18 protein-coding genes are annotated in these 19,648 nt (G+C 45.4%); 10 read left to right on the top strand and 8 right to left on the bottom strand.

All coding sequences use genetic code 11. The features are described from left to right. Positions 1-179: 179 nt before the first annotated feature. Entirely contained in the window at positions 180-1,199 is a 1,020-nt protein-coding gene (locus QUA58_RS08330; protein ID WP_333250886.1) for a hypothetical protein, read from the top strand. A 196-nt stretch (positions 1,200-1,395) separates the two neighbouring features. Here the strand turns inward: QUA58_RS08330 and serS are convergent, their stop codons facing one another. Continuing rightward, positions 1,396-2,676: a serine--tRNA ligase gene (gene serS, locus QUA58_RS08325; protein WP_333250889.1), complete on the bottom strand. Its 1,281-nt coding sequence runs from the start codon at positions 2,674-2,676 to the stop codon at positions 1,396-1,398. Positions 2,677-3,146: 470 nt separating this feature from the next. On the opposite strand from serS, the gene QUA58_RS08320 reads away from it, so the two are divergent. Beyond that, a complete protein-coding gene (locus tag QUA58_RS08320) occupies positions 3,147-4,343 on the top strand; it encodes a transposase (RefSeq protein ID WP_333393620.1) in 1,197 nt (398 codons plus the stop codon). A 54-nt stretch (positions 4,344-4,397) separates the two neighbouring features. Here the strand turns inward: QUA58_RS08320 and QUA58_RS08315 are convergent, their stop codons facing one another. The 4 genes from QUA58_RS08315 to QUA58_RS08300 all read right to left on the bottom strand — a co-directional run bounded on the left by QUA58_RS08315 (position 4,398) and on the right by QUA58_RS08300 (position 9,087). After that, the gene (locus QUA58_RS08315; protein WP_333251104.1) at positions 4,398-5,189 is read right to left on the bottom strand and encodes an iron uptake porin; all 792 of its coding nucleotides are present in this window, start codon (positions 5,187-5,189) and stop codon (positions 4,398-4,400) included. Positions 5,190-5,333: 144 nt separating this feature from the next. Beyond that, positions 5,334-6,338: an ABC transporter permease subunit gene (locus QUA58_RS08310; protein ID WP_333250893.1), complete on the bottom strand. Its 1,005-nt coding sequence runs from the start codon at positions 6,336-6,338 to the stop codon at positions 5,334-5,336. Then, the gene (locus QUA58_RS08305) at positions 6,335-7,879 is read right to left on the bottom strand and encodes a sugar ABC transporter ATP-binding protein (protein ID WP_333393619.1); all 1,545 of its coding nucleotides are present in this window, start codon (positions 7,877-7,879) and stop codon (positions 6,335-6,337) included. The genes QUA58_RS08310 and QUA58_RS08305 overlap by 4 nt, the downstream gene beginning before the upstream one ends. A gap of 161 nt (positions 7,880-8,040) precedes the next feature. Beyond that, the gene (locus QUA58_RS08300) at positions 8,041-9,087 is read right to left on the bottom strand and encodes an ABC transporter substrate-binding protein (protein ID WP_333250897.1); all 1,047 of its coding nucleotides are present in this window, start codon (positions 9,085-9,087) and stop codon (positions 8,041-8,043) included. A 763-nt stretch (positions 9,088-9,850) separates the two neighbouring features. Here QUA58_RS08300 and QUA58_RS08295 point away from each other — a divergent pair. Both QUA58_RS08295 and QUA58_RS08290 read left to right on the top strand, forming a co-directional pair. Further along, positions 9,851-11,005 (top strand): glycosyltransferase family 4 protein, encoded by a 1,155-nt coding sequence (locus QUA58_RS08295; RefSeq protein WP_333393618.1) that lies wholly within the window; start codon positions 9,851-9,853, stop codon positions 11,003-11,005. A 118-nt stretch (positions 11,006-11,123) separates the two neighbouring features. Further along, entirely contained in the window at positions 11,124-11,504 is a 381-nt protein-coding gene (locus tag QUA58_RS08290; protein WP_333250901.1) for a hypothetical protein, read from the top strand. 177 nt (positions 11,505-11,681) lie between these two features. Here QUA58_RS08290 and QUA58_RS08285 read toward each other — a convergent pair whose 3' ends face one another. After that, positions 11,682-11,930 (bottom strand): chlororespiratory reduction protein 7, encoded by a 249-nt coding sequence (locus tag QUA58_RS08285; protein ID WP_333250902.1) that lies wholly within the window; start codon positions 11,928-11,930, stop codon positions 11,682-11,684. Between the two features lie 298 nt (positions 11,931-12,228). Between QUA58_RS08285 and sir the strand changes: the two genes are divergently transcribed. From sir to QUA58_RS08265, 4 genes are all read left to right on the top strand, one after another. Next, the gene (gene sir, locus QUA58_RS08280) at positions 12,229-14,220 is read left to right on the top strand and encodes a sulfite reductase, ferredoxin dependent (protein WP_333393617.1); all 1,992 of its coding nucleotides are present in this window, start codon (positions 12,229-12,231) and stop codon (positions 14,218-14,220) included. 254 nt (positions 14,221-14,474) lie between these two features. After that, the gene (locus QUA58_RS08275; protein ID WP_333393615.1) at positions 14,475-15,290 is read left to right on the top strand and encodes an RsmE family RNA methyltransferase; all 816 of its coding nucleotides are present in this window, start codon (positions 14,475-14,477) and stop codon (positions 15,288-15,290) included. A 47-nt stretch (positions 15,291-15,337) separates the two neighbouring features. Next, positions 15,338-15,772 carry a lysozyme inhibitor LprI family protein gene (locus QUA58_RS08270; protein WP_333393614.1) on the top strand — a complete coding sequence of 145 codons (435 nt, stop codon included), beginning with the start codon at positions 15,338-15,340 and terminating at the stop codon, positions 15,770-15,772. Positions 15,773-16,013: 241 nt separating this feature from the next. Beyond that, positions 16,014-16,478, top strand: a complete 465-nt coding sequence (locus tag QUA58_RS08265) for a hypothetical protein (protein WP_333158074.1) — start codon at positions 16,014-16,016, stop codon at positions 16,476-16,478. 339 nt (positions 16,479-16,817) lie between these two features. Here QUA58_RS08265 and QUA58_RS08260 read toward each other — a convergent pair whose 3' ends face one another. After that, a complete protein-coding gene (locus QUA58_RS08260) occupies positions 16,818-16,946 on the bottom strand; it encodes a hypothetical protein (protein ID WP_333158072.1) in 129 nt (42 codons plus the stop codon). Positions 16,947-16,959: 13 nt separating this feature from the next. Here QUA58_RS08260 and QUA58_RS08255 point away from each other — a divergent pair, with 13 nt between their 5' ends. Then, a complete protein-coding gene (locus QUA58_RS08255) occupies positions 16,960-18,117 on the top strand; it encodes a tetratricopeptide repeat protein (protein ID WP_333250913.1) in 1,158 nt (385 codons plus the stop codon). A gap of 105 nt (positions 18,118-18,222) precedes the next feature. Here the strand turns inward: QUA58_RS08255 and QUA58_RS08250 are convergent, their stop codons facing one another. Further along, the gene (locus QUA58_RS08250) at positions 18,223-18,711 is read right to left on the bottom strand and encodes a hypothetical protein (RefSeq protein ID WP_333250915.1); all 489 of its coding nucleotides are present in this window, start codon (positions 18,709-18,711) and stop codon (positions 18,223-18,225) included. Positions 18,712-19,028: 317 nt separating this feature from the next. Here QUA58_RS08250 and QUA58_RS08245 point away from each other — a divergent pair, with 317 nt between their 5' ends. Continuing rightward, positions 19,029-19,646: a triacylglycerol lipase gene (locus QUA58_RS08245; protein WP_333250917.1), complete on the top strand. Its 618-nt coding sequence runs from the start codon at positions 19,029-19,031 to the stop codon at positions 19,644-19,646. Positions 19,647-19,648 lie beyond the last annotated feature (2 nt).

Raw genomic sequence — 19,648 nt, 5'->3', positions numbered from 1 at the left:
AAAATTAATGGTGCTTTGGGAAGCAGCGAACTTGCAAGGATCAACCAGTTATATTGTAGAGTTGGGCGAAATCAGACAAGTTGAGCAACAGTAGCAAGAAGTAATGTGAAGCGGGGTGAAGTTTTTTGTAAAATTGAGCCAATATGTAACTAAAGTTCCTTCGCTGCTTCCCGACTGAAATGGATATTGCTTCACTAGATGCTTGGTATTCTCAATCACAGCGCCGCGCGGCTGTTTCGCTGTTGATGAAACGAGTAGGCGTAACTCGCACTAGGGCTGAATGCTTTGTAAGGCTTTGGGTTTACTTATCAGTGAAACAGCTTCAGGAAAGCCAGCCCCGCCTCAAACCGCCGCTGGCTAAACTGGAATTGCTAGCAACCGAGGTGCACTGCACTCATCGGGAAGCAGCAGAACTATTTTACTCCGATTCCGATCGCGGGAGCGATCGCGCCGCCGGCATGATGTTAGACAAATTAGCAGCACTGGGATTGATCGCAAAACACTTTGACGGTAACGCTACAGCAATTCAAATTCAACCAGTTTCCGAAATTTTAGATCCCGCGCCGCCGGAAAATTCAGTCAAACTCAAATTAGATAATTTTAATCCTCGGTGCGATGCAATTCCCGTTGCAAATTTACTAGCAACCAATTACAACTGGATGAATCGCAGCACTAACGCAGTTCCCTACCAAATTGCTAAAATTCTCCGGATTTTGGCCGGCCAATATTCAAAAGGAATGGCTGTTTTGCGCCGCTGCGACAACCTGAATCCTGTCGGCTTTTACTTACTTTATCCCACCGCAGCCGAATCGGAAGTTAATTTTTTTAACGCACCCAGTAAAAGCCTGCATTTAAGTTCGGTTTCTGCTGAGATCGATCCTTTTACAATGGCACTTCCTGGAGATGAAAATTGCCAGTCAGTATTTGTCCGCAGTTGGATGATAGATCCGCAATATTTAGAAGAATACCGCGTTATTTTTCTCGAACACATCCAGCAAGTTTTGGTCGAAATGAAACAAGATTTTCCCAATCTTTGCGATTTGCACACGCTAATGATTCACCCGATGTACGAAAAAATGAGCTTGGCTTTGGGGTTTCAAAAGACTAATAGTGATTCTCAGCTATCTCTTTACTGGATGTATTTAGCGTTGGATAGATTTTTAGCGCTGGATATTAAGGAAGCGCTCAAAAATTTGTGAATAAGTCAGAAAGAAACCCCGTTTGAGTCGGCGGTTGAAACCGCCCCTACACAAACAATGTCCGGATGGTGCGCGGACTCAAGAAGATCACGTAATTTCAACCGCCGAGCCTTCAACCCCTCTGAGCTCGGGTTTTGTTCGTATAGACGCGGTTTCAACCGCCCGGTCTTCAACCGCCCGGTCTTCTGAACCAGGTTTACAAAACCTCGCGACCGAGATAAGATTGCAGCACTTCCGGCACTTTTACCCTCCCATCGGGTTGCTGGTAATTCTCCAAAATAGCTGCCATTGTCCGGCCAATAGCTAAACCGGAACCGTTAAGCGCGTGCACAAATTGAGTACCTTTTTTCCCCGCTTCTTTAAAGCGAATATTCGCCCGCCGCGCTTGAAAATCTGCGACATTGGAACAACTGGAAATCTCGCGGTATTTGCCTGCAGATGGCAGCCACACCTCTAAATCGTAGGTTTTTGCTGCCGCGAAACCTAAGTCGCCGGTACACAGTGCGATCGCCCGATAAGGCAATTTCAGCGCCTGCAAAACTCCCTCAGCATCCTGCACAAGCTTTTCGTGTTCAGCCTCGGAGGTACTCGGATGCACCAGTTTCACCAATTCCACCTTATTAAATTGGTGCAACCGAATTAATCCCCGCGTATCTTTGCCGTAACTTCCCGCTTCCCGGCGAAAACAAGGAGTAAAAGAACAGTGATAAATCGGCAACTGTTCTGCTGTCAATATTTCACCTCGATACAAATTGACAACCGGAACTTCGGAAGTAGGAATTAACCACAAATCGTCTTGATCGCACTTAAAACTTTCTTCAGCAAATTTTGGCAATTGCCCGGTAGCTGTGAGGGATTCAGTGTTAACTAAAAGTGGGGGAATCACTTCTATATAACCAGCTTTGGTGTGGCGGTCAAGCATGAATTGAATAATCGCTCTTTCCAGGGCTGCACCAGCTCCAATTAAGGTGACAAATCGGGGTCCAGCGATTTTTACTGCCCGTTCAAAGTTGAGAATTCCTAATTTTTCGCCGATTTCCCAGTGCGGCAAAATATCGGGATTTTGGGGAATGTATTCGTCTCCCCAGCGCCGGATTTCGACGTTCTCATCTTCATTTTTGCCCAAGGGCGTTGAGGATCCCGGCAAGTTGGGAAGTGGCAGCAATAATGCTTCTATTTGAGCTTTTAAGTCTTTTTCCTCTGCTTGCAATTCGTTCGACTGCGTGCCGACTGCGTTGCCTTCTGCTTGCAAAGTCTGAATTTCGGGAGATTCGAGGGGTAAACCCGATTTTCTTTTTTGGCCGATGAGTTTGGCTATTTCGTTGCTGCGGGCTTGCAGTTGCGATCGCTTGCCTTCCAACTCCCGCTGCTGTTTGTCTAGTTGGACGATCGGCTCGATTTCGTGGTTGCCTCCGCGAGTGTTGAGGCTTTCTTGTACGGCTTGCGGGTTTTCTCGGATTAATTTGAGGTCTAGCACAGATTTATTCTAAATCTTAAATTTTAGATCGGCTGGGACAGAACGAGATGATATAGAAGCTTTGTTAATCATTGGAATCTTGAATCATAATTTATTCTGACTTAAAATCTTCGTTGGGTGTCACCCCTGAAGGGTGACACCCCACAAATGTATGTTATAGTTGCAAATATTAGTAGATGCACCCTGATAATTTTCTACCCCAGCCAGCGATGGCTGGGGTTTTTTGTTGTGGAGTGAACTTGAAGCCCTGGATACACGATCGGTCTAAAAAACCCGGTTTATCGCGATTATCGTCTCAAACGAGGCAATTACGTTAATAAACTGGGTTTTTGCGTCCAGGGCTCGGTTACCAAAAAATTGGGTCTAAAGCCCCGTCCTTATAGGACGGCTTTAATTACAAGAAGTGTGAAGACTTGTTAAATATACAGGCTTATAGGTAAAAGTTTTAGCAAAAGCGATAAACTCTTCCAATGATAGTTTTAGAGTTTAAGTTGAAGGGCAAAACGGAGCAATATCGAATCATCGACGACATGATTCGGACGGCTCAATTTGTCAGAAACAAAACTCTTAGACATTGGATAGACAATCAAGGAATTAAGTTAGTAGACCTGTACAAACAATGCGCCGTTGTGGCGAAAGAATTTGAATGGGCGGGCAAACTTAACTCAATGGCGCGTCAAGCTTCGGCTGAACGTGCCATTTTTGCTATTCAACGTTTCTTCGCTAATTGTAAAGCCAAAAAGCCAGGGAAAAAAGGATATCCGCAATTCAAGAAACACAGTCGCTCTGTAGAGTACAAGACATCAGGATGGAAGCTTTCTGCCGACAAAAGATGCCTGAGTTTCACCGATGGCTTTGCCGCTGGATCATTTAGATTGCTCGGCAGTAGAGATTTGCATTTCTCGGCGCCCGATGAGATTAAGCGAATCAGGGTAGTTCGTCGTGCTGACGGCTATTATGCCCAATTCTGCATCAACGTTGAACGAAAAGAGGAACCCGTTTCTACTGGTAAAATGATTGGCATAGATGTTGGATTAAACCACTTCTACACGAATAGTGACGGCGAAACAGTTCCCAATCCTCGGTGTCTCCGCAAAAGCGAAAAAGCTTTAAAGAGATTGCAGAAGCGAGTTTCTCGGAAAAAGAAAGGCTCCCAAAGCCGGAAAAAGGCAATCAACAAGTTAGGAAGAAAGCACCTAAAGGTTAGTCGGCAGCGTAAAGACTTCGCCATTAAGACGGCGTTGTGCGTAGTAAAGTCTAACGATTTTGTAGCCTACGAAGACCTTCAAGTGCGTAACATGGTTAAGAATCATAAACTCGCTAAGTCGATTAGTGATGCTGCGTGGTCACAGTTTGCTCAATGGTTGGAGTATTTTGGAAAAGTGTACAGCAAAACAGTTATTGGAGTTCCGCCACAATACACATCTCAAAAGTGTTCAAACTGTGGTGATATTGTTAAGAAAACTTTATCAACCCGAACGCATATTTGCGGTTGCGGAACGATATTAGATCGCGATCACAATGCCGCGTTAAACATTCTAGCTAAAGGCTTGAAAGCTCATACAGGAATTGATTTAAATACGGTGGGGCACACCGGAATTCACGCTAGGGGACAGACTGATCTCTACTCGCTGGTGGTGACATCAACGAGCAAATCAACTGGATGATCCAAGAATCCTCGCGCCTTTAGGCCGGGGAGTGTCAATAAAATATCTTTCCGGTTAAAAGTTAAAGCCAGTGCGGAGCAACCAAACCCATTGAGTGTCGTTGCGGCTGTCATTCTCAGGATTAACAACGGCCCAAACACCAGGGGTGATGGAAATGTTGTCGTTGACCTGAAAGCGATACAACGCTTCAATGTGATAAGAAGTATCTCGCTCGCGGCGCACATTACTGCTCGTCATATTTGTACCCGTCTCATCGGCAATCCTGCCCAAGTTGCCGAATTCCAAACGGGTTCTCAGCAGATCGCGACCGGTGAAGCTGGTTTCAAAATTTAATCGGCCGCGGTTGGCAATAATAGTGTTGGTGCGATCGCGCGAATCCCCAACACTGTTACCGGAGGTATCTGTTACCACCACGATAATTTCCGCATTCAGCTTCGTTGTAGTCGAGAACTGATTCGCTTCTAGTTCGGCTGTGCGTGCATCGAGAGCATCGACTCGACCCCGCAACACTGATAATTCTGTTGCAAATTCTGCTGGCAGCTTTTGGACGATCGCTAAATCTTCCCCAGTAATCAGGTTGGTTGTTCCTGTGGTAATTAGTTCGCTGAGTCGATCGAGACAGCTATTCAATCCTGCTGCAAATTCGTACCGCCCCGTCGCGCGGTTTCCTCTATAAGTGCCGTCGGGATAACCGGCAATGCAGCCGTAGCGTTCTACTAGAGATTGCAGCGCCTGAAACGCCCAGTCAGTTGGTTTTACATCCGAGAGTTGAGAGACAGAATTCACTTGCGCGAAGGGGTCTTCTGCCAAGGTATTTAACGGTTCAGGAGCAACTAATTTATCAATTGGTGCAGCAAAAGTTGGGGATGATGTTAGTAGAAATACAGCAGGTTAACCCAGGATAAAAGCAGTAATCAGGTGATAAAAATGCTGGATCTGCATAAGAAAAAGCTCCGCATCAGGAACCGAGACACCGAATTAGTAATACCTTTACGCTGCGCTTGAACCTGTGCGAACTTTGTCAATCGTCACTGCGATAATTATCACCAAACCTTTGACAACTAATTGCCAAAAGAAAGACACGTTCATGAGAGTTAGTCCATTGTTGAGCAGGGCAATAATTAAAGCCCCCAGCAAAGTACCCCAAATAGTGCCAATTCCACCTGTGAAGCTCGTTCCTCCCAAAATTACAGCAGCGATCGCATCTAATTCGTAGCCCTGCCCCAACATCCCCGTCGCACTGTAGAGGCGCGAGGCGCTCATAATTCCACCTAAACCAGAAAGCAACCCACTCACACCATAGACAAATAACAGCACGCGACTCACCTTAATACCTGTCAATCGTGCTGCCCGAATGTTGCCTCCCACGGCATAAATATGCCTCCCTAGAACAGTCCGCCGCAAGACAAACCAACTCGCTAAAACTGCCAGAAAAGCGATAATAACTAACCAGGGAATAGGGCCAACATAGCTGTTACCTATCCAAGCGAAAGTGAGATTTCTATTGATAACTGTAGTGCCGTTAGCTACTAAATAAGCAACTCCCCGCAAAGCAGTGTAAGAACCCAGGGTTACGATGAACGGAGGCAAACCTAAATAAGCAATTAGCGAGCCGTTAAGTAATCCTAAAAATACTCCGGCTATTAACGCAGCCGGTACGGCAAACCAACCGAGGCCTGGAACTAAAGAAACCAGCACCCCGACAACTGCCGTCACGCCCAAAATTGACCCGACTGAAAGGTCAATTCCGCCTGTCAAAATCACAAAAGTCATGCCGGTAGCTAGGACAATATTGATCGATGCTTGCCGGATGACATTGATCAAATTTCCTACTGAAAGAAAGTTGGGCGTTACCAAGGAAAAAATTATACAGATCCCAACCAAAATTGGTAAGATACCGGCAACCTGAATAAAATTTCTCCAAGCTTGAGCTTTACTTGCTTTCTGCCGATCGCTCCCTGAATTTCTGCTGGTTTTTGTTTCCGTTTGACTCATGATTTTACTACCTCTTTTGCACCAGTGGCATAAGCCATAATGTTTTCTTGCGTAATCTTTTCCCCAGTCGAGCCACCTACTTCACCGACGAGGCTTCCTGCTCGCATCACTAAGACGCGATCGCTCATTCCCACAATTTCCGGCAGTTCGCTGGAAATCATCAAAATAGCTACACCTTTGGCTGCCAAATCGCTAATAATTCGATAAATTTCGCTTTTTGCGCCAATATCCACACCCCGCGTCGGTTCATCTAGCAAAAGTACCTTGGGGTTGATAGCCAACCAACGCGCTAGCAGCAACTTCTGCTGATTTCCTCCAGAAAGATCCATTGCCCTGATGCTCGGACTTGCAAGGCGAATCTGCAAATTATTAATAGCATCATTGACAATTTTCAACAGAAAATTTGAGTTGATAATGCCAGCTTTTGCTTCTCGATCGAGGACATTCATGGTGATATTTTCCCCCGAAGTTGCCTCCAAAAATAGTCCAAGAGCCTTGCGATCTTCGGGTACGTAAGCAATTCCGGCGGCCATTGCTTCATTGGGTGTCGAGACATTGAGATGACGATTTTCGAGTTTTATTTCACCGCTTGTCTTTCGATCTGCACCAAAAATCAGGCGGGCAAGTTCTGTTCTGCCAGCGCCAACTAAACCCGCTAAACCCAGAATTTCGCCCGCATGAAGTTGAAAAGTGGCAGGCTTTACTTTGTGGCCGTCGCTTAAATTTGTTACGTCAAGAACAACAGCACCCGGTGTTATTTGATGCTTGTTTTCGTACAAATCCTGTAAAGAACGACCCACCATCATTTCCACCAAGCGATTGGCAGAAATTTCGTGCTTTTCAAGAGAGCCAATATACCCGCCATCTCGGATGACGCTCACGCGATCGGCAAGAGCATAAATCTCTTCCATCCGGTGGCTGATGTAAATAATAGCAATGCCCTCATTCCGCAAGCGTCGAACCACTTCAAAAAGCTTATCTGTTTCGCGGTCTGAAAGCGCGGCCGTCGGCTCGTCCATTACTAAAATTCGGCTTTTATCTTTGAGCGCTCTAGCTATTTCCACTTGCTGCTGTTCGGCAATTGAAAGTGTGGAAACCAGGTCTCCAGCATCAAAACTTGCATCGAGGTTTGTTAATACCTCAGCGGCCCTACGCCGCATTTCATCTTGGTCTAGAAATGTACCTGCTTTCTTCAGTTCGCTGCCCATAAAAATGTTTTCAGCAACTGTCAGATTGTGGGCGAGATTGAGTTCTTGATAAATAATCGCTATCCCTAAATTTCTGGCTTGACCTGGGTCTGTCATCTTAACAGCTTGACCGTCAATTCTGATTTCGCCTGCATCAGCTATGTAAGCTCCCGCCAGAATTTTCATCAGCGTACTTTTGCCCGCACCGTTTTCCCCCATGAGGGCGTGGACTTCGCCTGGGTAAATGGTGATATTTACATCGTGCAAGGCTGTAAAACCGTGAAAGGTTTTTGTAATACCTTGCATTTCGAGGACGGGCTTAGTTTTAATTGAATCTTGAGTGCTATTTACCATCGTAAATACCTTAAGGAAATCTGCTTGACTATTAAACTTATATCCCCCTTTTTAAGAGGGGGAGAAGATGCTTTTCAAAGTCCCCATTCTTAAGGGGAATCTAGACTCGGGTAAAAACGGGATTCCTCCAAGGTTTTAGTCTTAACTTGACACGAAGAAGGTCACTCGCTTGTCCAGCCTTTATGTTGATTGACGTTTTCGCGAGTAATCAGCGCGACTGGAATCAGAATGTTTGGATTGGCTGGCTTTTTGCCTTTCCGAATGTCGTTGCCGACTTCAACTGCCTTGGCTGCCATGCGAAAGGGATCTTGAGCTGCTGTAGCCACAAATAGACTGTTGTTCTGCTTGAGCGCATCTAAAGCTTCAGGTGCACCATCAACTCCAACAATAAAGAATTCGCTCCTTTGTGCTTGTTTGGCTGCTAGTTCTGCACCAATAGCACAGGGGTCATTAATTGCAAAAACAGCATCAATTTTTGGGAAGGAAGTAAGCAAATCGCTCATCACTCTTAACCCGCCATCGCGGCTGCCTTCAGCGTTCTGATCTTTGGAAAGAACCTTGAGATCGGGATATTTGGAGAAGACACTCTGGCAGCCCTGAACTCGCTCGACCACTGAAGCGACGGGAGGCCCGTTGATAATCACAACGCTGCCTTTTCCTTTCAAGCGATCGACTATATATTGACAGCTTACTTCGCCAGCTTGCACGTTATTTGAAGTAACTGTGGCATCAACACCTCCCTCGGCGGCGGTATCAACTGCAATTATCGGAATTCCGGCTTGCTTGGCTTTTTCGACAGCGGGTGCAATGCCTTTAGTGTCCGCAGCATTGAGTATAATAATGCTGACATTAGAGGCAATAAAGTTTTCGATTTGATTAAATTGCTGATTTAAATCGTCGCCGCTGGAAACGAGAGTTGTCCTCACGTTTGCACCGCCGAGTTTCTTGGCTTCGGCCTCAGCGCCCTTGCCGACTTGTACGAAGAATGGATTGCCGAGGTCGCGGACTGCTACAGCAACTGATGAAAGTTCGGAGTTGCTTGGTTGTGTGCCGTTTTGAGCGTTCCGGGAAGCTGCTGTGCAACTTGCCAGAGTGCTGCTGAGTAGACTAAAAAGACTGAGTGCGATCGTTACTCGTTTCACCTCAAACTCCCATGAAGGCCCGTTTGGAGAGAGTCGTTCGTAAATATGACGTTGCCAACCTAACATTAGCTTTGTTAGGTTTAAGCTCGAATACCTAATGTTTTAGGTAGCAGGCTTTTCTTTGTACATGATTGTACGATATCTTGTTTCTTTTCTGCTCGTAAAACTTTCTCGCTGGTTTCGTTAGACTACTTTTGCAAAAATAAAAAATACGAAGAGCCAGTATCCATTCTTCTTGTCAAAAAAATCAAGTATCGTTGATTTTTTTTAATGCTTTATGAGCATTAATTCTTTTACGTTTTGAGAAAAATTTAAGAGAATATTTTCGACAAAATATTTCAGAAATTGCTTTTAAAACCTGGCAGAGTCATATTGAATCTAACTCTCTATGTTTGCTGATGATAACAGTTCAAACCTGGCTCGATATCTATCTTTGGATAGACCATACTTTTACTAAAGACTAAAAATGCGATCGCCTCGATCGGCACCGATATGCTAATCCGCAGTCTGCTCGGACGCGCCGCGCCAACTTAATAAATCTTAAATTTTGCTTGGGGTAGGATATTGTAAAAAATCATTAAGTTTTCAGTCAATTACGGTAGACTATAGTAAACTGCAAACAATGTCTCGCACTCACCGATGCAGCCCGTTAAAAGCCCTAGTAAAAAAGCAGATAGTCGCTCAAAACCAACGGTGAGAGTAGGCGAGTCAAATATTTGCCTGTAAAACCTGCAATTACAGTCATCTTGATATGGTTTAAAAGCTCTGGATAATGACGATCGCCCTTTTTGGCAAAATCACTATACTGCAATAATTGTCTGGGCTGTCAATGCCTAAATCTGAGATGCGATCGACAAATCACCTATTCTGTTTCCTAGAAATATTTTCCAGCGAAGGCGGCATTCAATCCTACGCCCGAGACATCCTGAAAGCTTACCTGTGCATAACCGCAGGGACAAACTCAGCGCCACAAGCTGAAATATTGCTGTTGCGAGATTCTCCAGATTGCCAAAATCCCTTCGAGTCAAAAAATCTCAAATTCTCTTACATAAAAACTCATCCCGCTTGGCTTGGTCGTCTTAAGTTTGCCGCAAAATTGCTAACTTGTTTGCTGCAAAAACGACCTGAACGGGTTTTTTGCGGTCACATCAAACTCGCACCGCTAATTAAAACCTTATGTCAGCCGCTGGGAATTCCCTACACGATTTTAACTTACGGTAAGGAAGTGTGGGAACTGCTGGAGCCCAAATATCAAACAGCAATGAGACAAGCCGATCGCATTTGGACGATTAGCAGGTACACGCGCGATTGTACTTCCGAAATTAACCAATTAAATCCCGAAAAATTCCAAATAGTGCCTTGTACTGTAGATAAAAATATATTTACTACTGGGCCCAAACCGCTGCATTTATTACAAAAATACGATCTGGTTGGTGCTAAAATATTGAACACTGTGGCTAGATTGCGATCGAGCGATTTTTACAAAGGCATCGATGTCACAATTCAAGCTTTGCCGGAAATTGCCAAAAGTTTTCCCAATGTGAAATACTTAGTTATTGGACGCGGGGACGATCGCCCTAGATTAGCAAAAATCGCCCAAGATTTGGGAGTTGCCCAAAGAGTAATATTTGCGGGTTTTGTACCGACAGAAGACTTAGCAGCACATTACCAGTTGGCGGATGCTTATGTAATGCCCTCCCAGGAAGGCTTCGGTATAGCTTATTTGGAAGCTCTAGCTTGCGGAGTACCGGTGCTGGCGGGGGACGCGGACGGTTCGGCAGATCCGCTGCAAGATGGTAAACTGGGATGGCGAGTTCCTAACCGAGATGCGGCAGCAGTAGCGGTTGCTTGTGTGGAAATTTTGCGAGGACAGGATCAAAGGTGCGATCGCGCTTGGTTGAGGGAACAAACCCTGGCAAGATTTAGTTTTGAATCCCTTTGTCAATCCTTACAAGGAATTTTTCAACCCTCTCACTCTGATTAACTTATAACGTAGAGAGCGGTTTCTCCGTGTATGATGGGAAAATTAACTCGAACAACTGCGTGATTTTCTGAGTAGGATAGAGTTATGCCTACGTGCAAAGACACCCAAGGAGACCACCGTGAACCAAGGCACCCCCAAAATTTCTTTAAAGCTACCCCGTATTAGCAATTGGCTGATACTGCTGGGCATCGCGTGTGTGTTGGTGTCAATTGGTTTGGGTTGGATAGTTAAATCAGTATTGATTGTAGTAGCTTTTTTGCTGCTGACACCTGTAGTCGCATTTTTCGCGCTTCAGTGGTGGCTGAAACGCAATTTAATTGAAGACAAGTGTCCAGTTTGTCAATACGAATTCACAGCTTTAAATCAAACTCAGTTTCAGTGTGCTAATTGTGGCGAACCTCTGAAAATAGAGGAAGGTCATTTTAGCCGTTTGACGCCGCCCGGTACGATCGATGTTACCGCAGTTGAAGTATCATCAGTCCAACAGTTGGAAGATTAATCAGTAGTCAGTAGTCAGTAGTCAGTAGTCTAGGGTTTACGCAAGGGTTGGCAGAAACCGGGTTTTTCACGAATCTACTTCGTTTTAGCGCGCAGAAACCTCCAAAAACCCGGTTTCTCAGAGTCGCAGTGCGTCCGAGAAGTGAAATATTCGCCTGTGAAAATTGCTGAGACAAAATTACTTTTCTAGACGGACTGCGTACCACTGCAAAAACTTTCCAGGCCCGACATCTAATTCACAATAAGTATCAATTAAATACTTGGCTTGAGCTTCCACGCCAGATATTTTATGCAAGTCCTGCGGCAAATCTTCGTGTTCCTCGGCTAACACTGCTTTCAGCTTTTCTAACAGTTCCGCCGCAGTCAAAAACTGCTCTGACTGGTTTGTTTCTAAAACCACAAATGTGTCTTCGTCATACAGTGACATAGTTTCAAAGGTTGAGGTTAATTATTTCTAAAGTTTCGTACACTTAAGCGATCGAAAGTATAAACTCTTAATTACAATTTTTCAGCCCCGGCTCGATCGTGTTACAATTGAACAACATCAGAATTCCTACCGGATTACCGTTATTAACTTACTTGTTAGCTTACTTGTTAACCGAGTTCTCAACAGATCCGACACAGCATTTCTGAGGATATTTGTCAAGTGCAAATTTGTCAAGTGTCAAATTGTCAAGAAATATACGATCGGCTGTATCTAATTATAACTGGCACTATACATTCCCATGATCACATCTTCCACTTCAACCCCTGTTGCGCGCAAGCCCTCTAAGTCAGAAGGTCTCAAAGAACGCAGCAACTATTTACGAGAACCCGTTGCGACTGAACTGTTACAAGACACAACCCACTTCACCGAAGACGGGATTCAGATTCTCAAATTTCACGGCTCGTACCAGCAAGACAACCGCGACAATCGAGTTAAAGGACAAGAAAAAGACTATCAGTTCATGCTCCGCACCCGCAATCCCGGCGGGTTCACTCCGCCGCAATTATACCTAGCCTTAGACAAGCTATCTGAAGAATACGGCAACCACACCCTTCGCGTCACAACTCGCCAAGGTTTCCAACTGCACGGCGTGTTGAAAAAAAATCTTAAAGCAGTGTTTTCCTCAATTATTAAAAATATGGGGTCAACCTTGGGAGCTTGCGGCGACTTGAACCGCAACGTCATGGCACCTCCAGCACCGTACAAAAATCGCCCCGAATATGAGTATGCGCTGCAATACGCCAACAATGTCGCCGATTTGCTAACGCCGCAAACCGGTGCTTATTACGAAATTTGGCTGGATGGCGAAAAAGCTGTTTCGGCCGAGGAAGACCCCGCAGTGAAGGCGGCGAGACAGCAAAACGGCAACGGCACAATCTTTAGCGACGACAAAGAAGAGCCGATTTACGGCGAGCATTATATGCCGCGGAAGTTCAAGTGTTCCGTTACCGTGCCGGGAGATAATTCGGTTGACTTGTACTCTCAGGATTTGAGCTTGGTGGTAATTACCAATGAAGCTGGCGAGTTGCAAGGTTTTGACGTGTTTGCTGGCGGCGGTTTGGGTCGCACTCACAACAAAGAAGAGACTTTTGCGCGGGTTGCGGATGAGATTTGCTATGTTGCCAAGGATGATGTTTACTATTTGGTCAAGGCAATTGTAGCAACCCAAAGAGATTACGGCGATCGCACAGACAGACGGCACGCGCGGCTGAAGTACCTGATTAACGACAAAGGTGTACAGTGGTTCCGCGAAAAAGTAGCAGAATATTTTGGCAAGCCGCTAGAAGCCTTTAAACCGCTGCCTGAGTGGCAGTATTTGGATTTCTTGGGCTGGCACGAACAGGGAGACGGCAAGTTGTTTGTCGGCATTTCTGTGGATAATGGCCGGATTAAGGATGAAGGCTCATTTCAGCTAAAAACAGCTTTGCGGGAAATTGTGCAGAAGTACAACTTGCCGATACTGGCGACGCCACACCAAAACGTGCTGATTTACGATATTTCGCCGGATCTCAAACAGGAAATTCAGGGAATACTCGATCGATGCGGCATTCAGCGAGAAACTGCGATCGACCCCTTAGTACGCTATGCGATGGCCTGTCCGGCAATGCCGACTTGCGGGCTGGCGATTACCGAGTCCGAGCGCGTGATGCCAAGCATTTTAGAGCGAATTCGGGCACTTTTGACCAAAGTTGGTTTAGAAGACGAGCATTTTGTGGTGCGGATGACCGGTTGCCCAAATGGATGCGCCCGCCCTTATATGGCAGAATTGGGGTTTGTCGGGAGTTCTCCGGAATCCTACCAGATTTGGCTGGGCGGTTCTCCCGACCAAACGCGGCTGGCAAAACCCATTGAGGAAAAGCTGCACGTCAATAATTTTGAAGCTTTTCTGGAGCCGATTTTTGTTTATTTCAAGCAAAAACGGCAAAAGAGTGAGAGTTTTGGCGATTTTTGCGATCGCGTCGGGTTAGAATCTATCCGTCAATTTGTAACCAACTACCAATCTGCTGACTCGATGACAACTGAGATTAATGAATTAGAAGTTACGTCTAGTAACGATGACGGAAACGAGACTGCCACTGCTAGCGGTGGCAAAGTCCGCCGTCGAATTAGCGTCCGCGATGAAATCTACAACGAGCTCAAGGAAGAAGCTGCCCGTCAGGGCAAGCCGATTACACAGCTAGCTACAGAAGCGATTTCCACTTATTTAAAAAAGATTAAGGAGGAAGCATAAGCCGATTTGCAATTTTCGATTTTTGCTAGCATCAAATAAAACTCACGCAAAAATAATATAAAGGCAGAGCATTTGCAGAAAAAAACTTGGATTTTTAACATAAATCTGGTTGTAAATGCTTTGCCTTTATTATTTATGAGCGGTTGAAACCCCGCCTGCCTATCTCCTCTCATTCTCTCTTCCTCTGCGTTCTCTGCGTTCTCTGCGGTTAAATAAAAAAAATCTCTAATAGAAAACGAACAATCCCAAATTCAATGCCTCAATTACAAAGATTAGCAATTACTGCCCCTCAAATTTGCGATCGCCAAATCGACTTAACTAGAGAACAGCAGCATTATTTAAATCGAGTGCTACGTTTGCAAGCGGGCGATCAATTTATTGCAATGGACGGACGGGGACATTGGTGGTTAGCAGTCCTAGAAGCACGGGAAACCGGGTTATTTGCCTCGATAGCAGAGGAGATTGCTGTAAACATGGAGCTACCAGTGGAAATAACTTTGATGGCGGCATTGCCCAAAGGAAACGGCTTTGACGAGGTTGTGAGACAGGCGACGGAGTTGGGTGTGGCAAGTATTGTTCCGGTAACGAGCGATCGAACTTTGCTCAAACCAAGTGCTCAAAAGGTCGATCGCTGGAGAAGGATTGCTGCGGAGGCGGCAGAACAGTCGGAACGTCAAATTGTGCCGACGATTTTAGAGCCTGTTTCGTTTGATATTGCTATCAAAGATTGCGGTCAAAAATATCGATTTATTTGTGTGGCTCGCGGGGACAATCGGCATTTGTGGGATTGTTTGATTGGTTTAGAACCCCCCCAGCCCCCCTTGGTAAGGGGGGAGCAAGAATTAGAACCCCATTTTGTAGGGGCGGTGCCCCCGTGCCCGCCCCCGGCTGGGGGAGAATTATCGATTGTGATTGCTGTTGGGCCGGAGGGTGGATGGACTGAGGGTGAGGCGGAAAGGGCGATCGAATTTGGTTTTGAAGCTGTTTCTTTGGGTAGTAGAATTCTGAGGGCGGTGACAGCACCGATTGTTGCTTTGTCTTTAGTTGGCGCGGCATTTGAGAAGTGCTAATATCAACAAATAACAAAGAATTGATCGGATAGGTGGGTTGATGGGCAATGAAAATAGAGTTGAGGAAAGCTCGATCGCCCTTTTGGCCGATTCCCTACGGGATAGCTTCGCTTCACGCGCTTTTGGCAATTTTTGGTACAACATCAGTTTCTGCACAATCTCCGAGCTTTCCCATTGCTCAACAGATTAATTGCGATCGCCCGCAAGGAGATGTGCAAGTCAGAGCTTGTATTCGGTTGAGGTACGAAGCCTCGGATAAACGGCTGAACGAGGTTTACAAACAACTGATTTCCCAATTAAGTGGCGACGAGCGGGCGCTACTTTCCGAAGCACAATTAGGGTGGATTAAGTTAAGAGATAAAACCTGTGAATTTGAAGTTTATAAAAGTCGTGGCGGTACCGGTTATGGAGGTTTCCTTAATGAATGTTTGGAGCGCATGACGAAACAGCGCACTGCGGAACTAGAACAGTATTTAAAATAGAGATAAAATCAATACTCCGGACAGTTTTTGGAACGATACTACAAGCTTACGCGGGGCAAGGAGCATAAAAAAGTCGAATTAAATGTAAGTCAGGGGTGGAGGTGACATTGATTTAATTATCCACAGTGGGTCAAAGTCAAGCGAGCATAAGCCATTGGGCCATATAAAAACTGTCCGGACTATTGTAAAATAGGAAGTACAGCGTACAAGACCTGACAACAATAAAGAGAAACAAGTATTTATGAAAAGCAGATCGCCCTTCACCCTCACCCTCACCCTCATCTCAGCAATTGTAACCACAACCGTACCAGCAGTTTTCGCCCAGCGACAGCCATCAGCCAACGAAATCTACATCGATAAAAATTGCCAGCGCAATCAGCAACTACCGCAACTTGAAAGATTCACTATCTTTAGCAGAAACGAGTTTACAGCTAACGGTCAAAACTACTGGTTCTACGCCGCCCGCTATCTAGACGGAGCCGTGCTTTTCTGTACCTCAAAACCCAACTTCAACCAACCTAAACCTCTAACAGCAAAACAAATACAATCCCAATTTATTGACAAAATAGTCCGAGACCCCAACAACAAAACAGCCTTTATCATCGCAGTCAGAAACGGAAATGGCCCTGGTGCAACAACCACAAATTACCGCTTAGATTTGAGCAATGTCGATCGCCCAAAAGTCACCTCTCTCTCTCCCTCCTAGAGCGCCGAGAAACCTTAAAAGAAGGCGAATCCCGCGAACACGCCTTCCAAGGACGGGCTGGTCAACCTATTACGATCGACCTCAAAAGCAGAGCATTCGACCACAACATAACACTGTTCGACACCAGCGGCAAAAATATTGCCGAAAAAACAGGTAACTCCCAGAATCGCCGAGAGTCTCAACTCACTGTAAAATTGCCTAGTAACGGCACTTATAAAATAATTGTTAAAGGAGGCGATCGCACAAGCAAACGTACTTACACATTAAGCGTTAATTCCAATCAACTTTAACTTATATTTTTTTTACATCCAGTCAACATACATCTATACACATCCGCGTTCATCTGCGGTTAAAAATCCAAATATTAATTTTTCCCAACAGCCCAAAATCCCAAACTAACACAACAGCAAAAATTGTTAACCACTGGCGGAACCAACCAAACATCAGCCAAGATAGAAACAACGCCATTCCCGCAATCGCCATGACAGACATCAACCAAATAGCCGCCGCCCTAGAGGGTAAAGACTACAAACAAGCTGCCCAACTCATCAAACAACTACAAAAAGAATCCCCCGAAAATCCGTGGGTACAATACTATATCGCCCGCTACTACGAACTCACCAACAACCTCGAAAAAGCCCAAACAACCTACAAACAAATACTCCGCGACATCACCAACGCCAAAATCGTCTCCCAGACCCGCCAAGCTATTCAACGGATTGAAACCGCACAACAAAACCTCCGCCAACAAGCCATAGAAACCGCCAAAAACGACCCCAGCAACCTCGAACCCGGACTCCTCATCCTCGAACCCGTGAGTCCCGAAAACAAAGCCGCAGCCATTCAACATATCAGCAGAATATTTAAAATCGACGCCTACACAACGCGGATGCAAATCCAAAGCCGCGGCTGGAGACTCTACAAAACTGGCCCCATCGCCGAACTCCGAATTTATGGTCAAGAACTCCTCAACGCCGGCATTCCCGTATTTTGGGCAACCCTAAGCGATATTCAAAAAATCCAAATCTTCCGAGTGCAACACTTCCAGTCTCTCTCTTCCCCAGCCGTTGTTTGCAAAGATAAACTCTCACGACTCGGTGCGATCGAATTTAGCTGGTCAGAAGTCACCCAAAGAGTAGAAGGCTTGTTGCCGATGTTCATCGAAGTCATGGACTACTCACCCAACCGAAGAAAGGAGCAATTTCGCCACAGAGAAATCAGGCAAGATTACGCTCAAATCTGTGACTTGCACATTCCCAGCAGAAACTGCATTCTGCGAATTTGCGACCAAAGTTACGAATTTCAACAAGGAGTTGACTTCACCAAAGCTTCAGCCGATCTCCCCACTTTACCGAACCAGAAAAACAAAATATCGAGAGTCAAAAACTCTCAACAAATTCCTCAAAGTACCACCAGAATTAACTGGAATCACTTACTGGAAATATTCGATCGCCAGCTTGACATTACAGTTTGGTCAGAATTTACGCCCTTTGCCGAGACAGTGCTCGATTACACTAATATGTTGAGCAAGATCGAATCTCATATAGAAGTCGATCGCAAATCCGAAACTCCTTGGGACTCAGCTTTTCAGCTATACAGCGCATTAGCCTTCCTCAGAAAGGAAAAAAATAGGGAATAGAATAAAGAGTTAAAATTAAAAATGAGTAATGCCATTTTTTAAATTTTTAACGCCAGCATTTGGAGTTATCCAATGCCCAATTCCCTATTATCAATTCCCAATTTCCTATTTCGTTTTCACCTGACGAGCCATTTCCCGGAAATTGTTCATGCTGGGGCCAGGGCTCCGACGACTTCCAGTTGGTGTCGGCATTAAATTATTAGGAGCAAAAGTCCGAATTGGTTCAGCTTGACTCTGCACTTTCCCGTTAGTTGCTGCCGCTGCAGGTACCTTCACGGGTTCCTGAGTATTAGCAGGAACGCTAGCGACTGGTTCCTTTTCTTTCTTAGACTTTTTCTCTACCTTAGCCTTCTTAACAGGTTCAGACTTCTCAGACTTCTCAGACTTCTCAGACTTCTCAGACTTCTCAGACTTAACAGGCTCAACCTTTGCCGGTGCGATCGCAACAGGCTCAGCCTTCGCAGGCGCAACTTTTGCTGGTTCCTTAGCTCCCGATTCGCCCAAATCTAGGAAATATTCAGACTTTTTCAAGCCCAACAGTCTGCCAAAAAAGCCGAAAATACCGCCGAAGAAATTTTTGATAAAACCAAACATTAGACTTACTCCTTTTGTTCTTTTAGAGAAATTTGTACAAGCTTGTCAACAAGGTTAGACTACGAGGTAAGGCAACTTTTGTCTACATTTCTTAATCAAAATTTACATTTTGCTGTATTTAAGCTACCTCATCCAAGCAAATTTTAGGTATAAATACCATCACAGCTTTGCACTTATTTACAAGTATCTCAGAATTTGTTAGCCATTCCCACTAATTGTCGATCGTACCTCGATCCGATTCGCTAGCTGTCCTAGTAGGGGTAAAACTCCCTAGGGGAGTGATTTATGCTGTAATCAGCCAGAAATTTTATTTTCAAATGAACAGTTCGCTCGATCGCAATCCCGTCATCCTCATACACGGCATCTGGGACACAAAGATTATTTTCAACACAATGTCCGCCCGCCTCACCCAACTTGGATGGTCAGTCCACAGCCTCAACCTCACCCCCAACGACGGCAGCCTCAGCCTCGACTTACTAGCCAAGCAACTTGCAGACTACATCTCTGAAACCTTCGATCCAGAACAGCCTTTAGACATAGTAGGCTACAGCATGGGCGGCATCGTCAGTCGCTACTACGTCCAGCGACTCGGAGGAATCAACCGCGTACAGCGTTTCATCACCCTATCTTCTCCTCACAACGGCACCCTCACCGCCTATTCCCTACGCCTACCAGGATACCTGGATATGCGCCCCGATAGTGGCCTGCTGCGCGATTTGAATCAAGATGTGACAATGCTCAAACGCATAAACTTTACATCAATGTGGACGCCATTTGACATAATGATTGTACCAGCGAACAGCTCCCAAATGCCAGTAGGTAAAGAAGTTAAAGTAAACGTTTTGCTGCACCGCCAAATGGTGACAGAAACCCCAAGTATTAACGCATTAGTTGAAGAACTAAAAGCACCTATTAAAAATAAAATTCCCACTTAAAA

The sequence above is a fragment of the Microcoleus sp. N9_A1 genome (genome assembly GCF_036701795.1).
Lineage (GTDB): Bacteria > Cyanobacteriota > Cyanobacteriia > Cyanobacteriales > Microcoleaceae > Microcoleus.
This window is presented reverse-complemented; position numbering and strand designations above follow the sequence as displayed.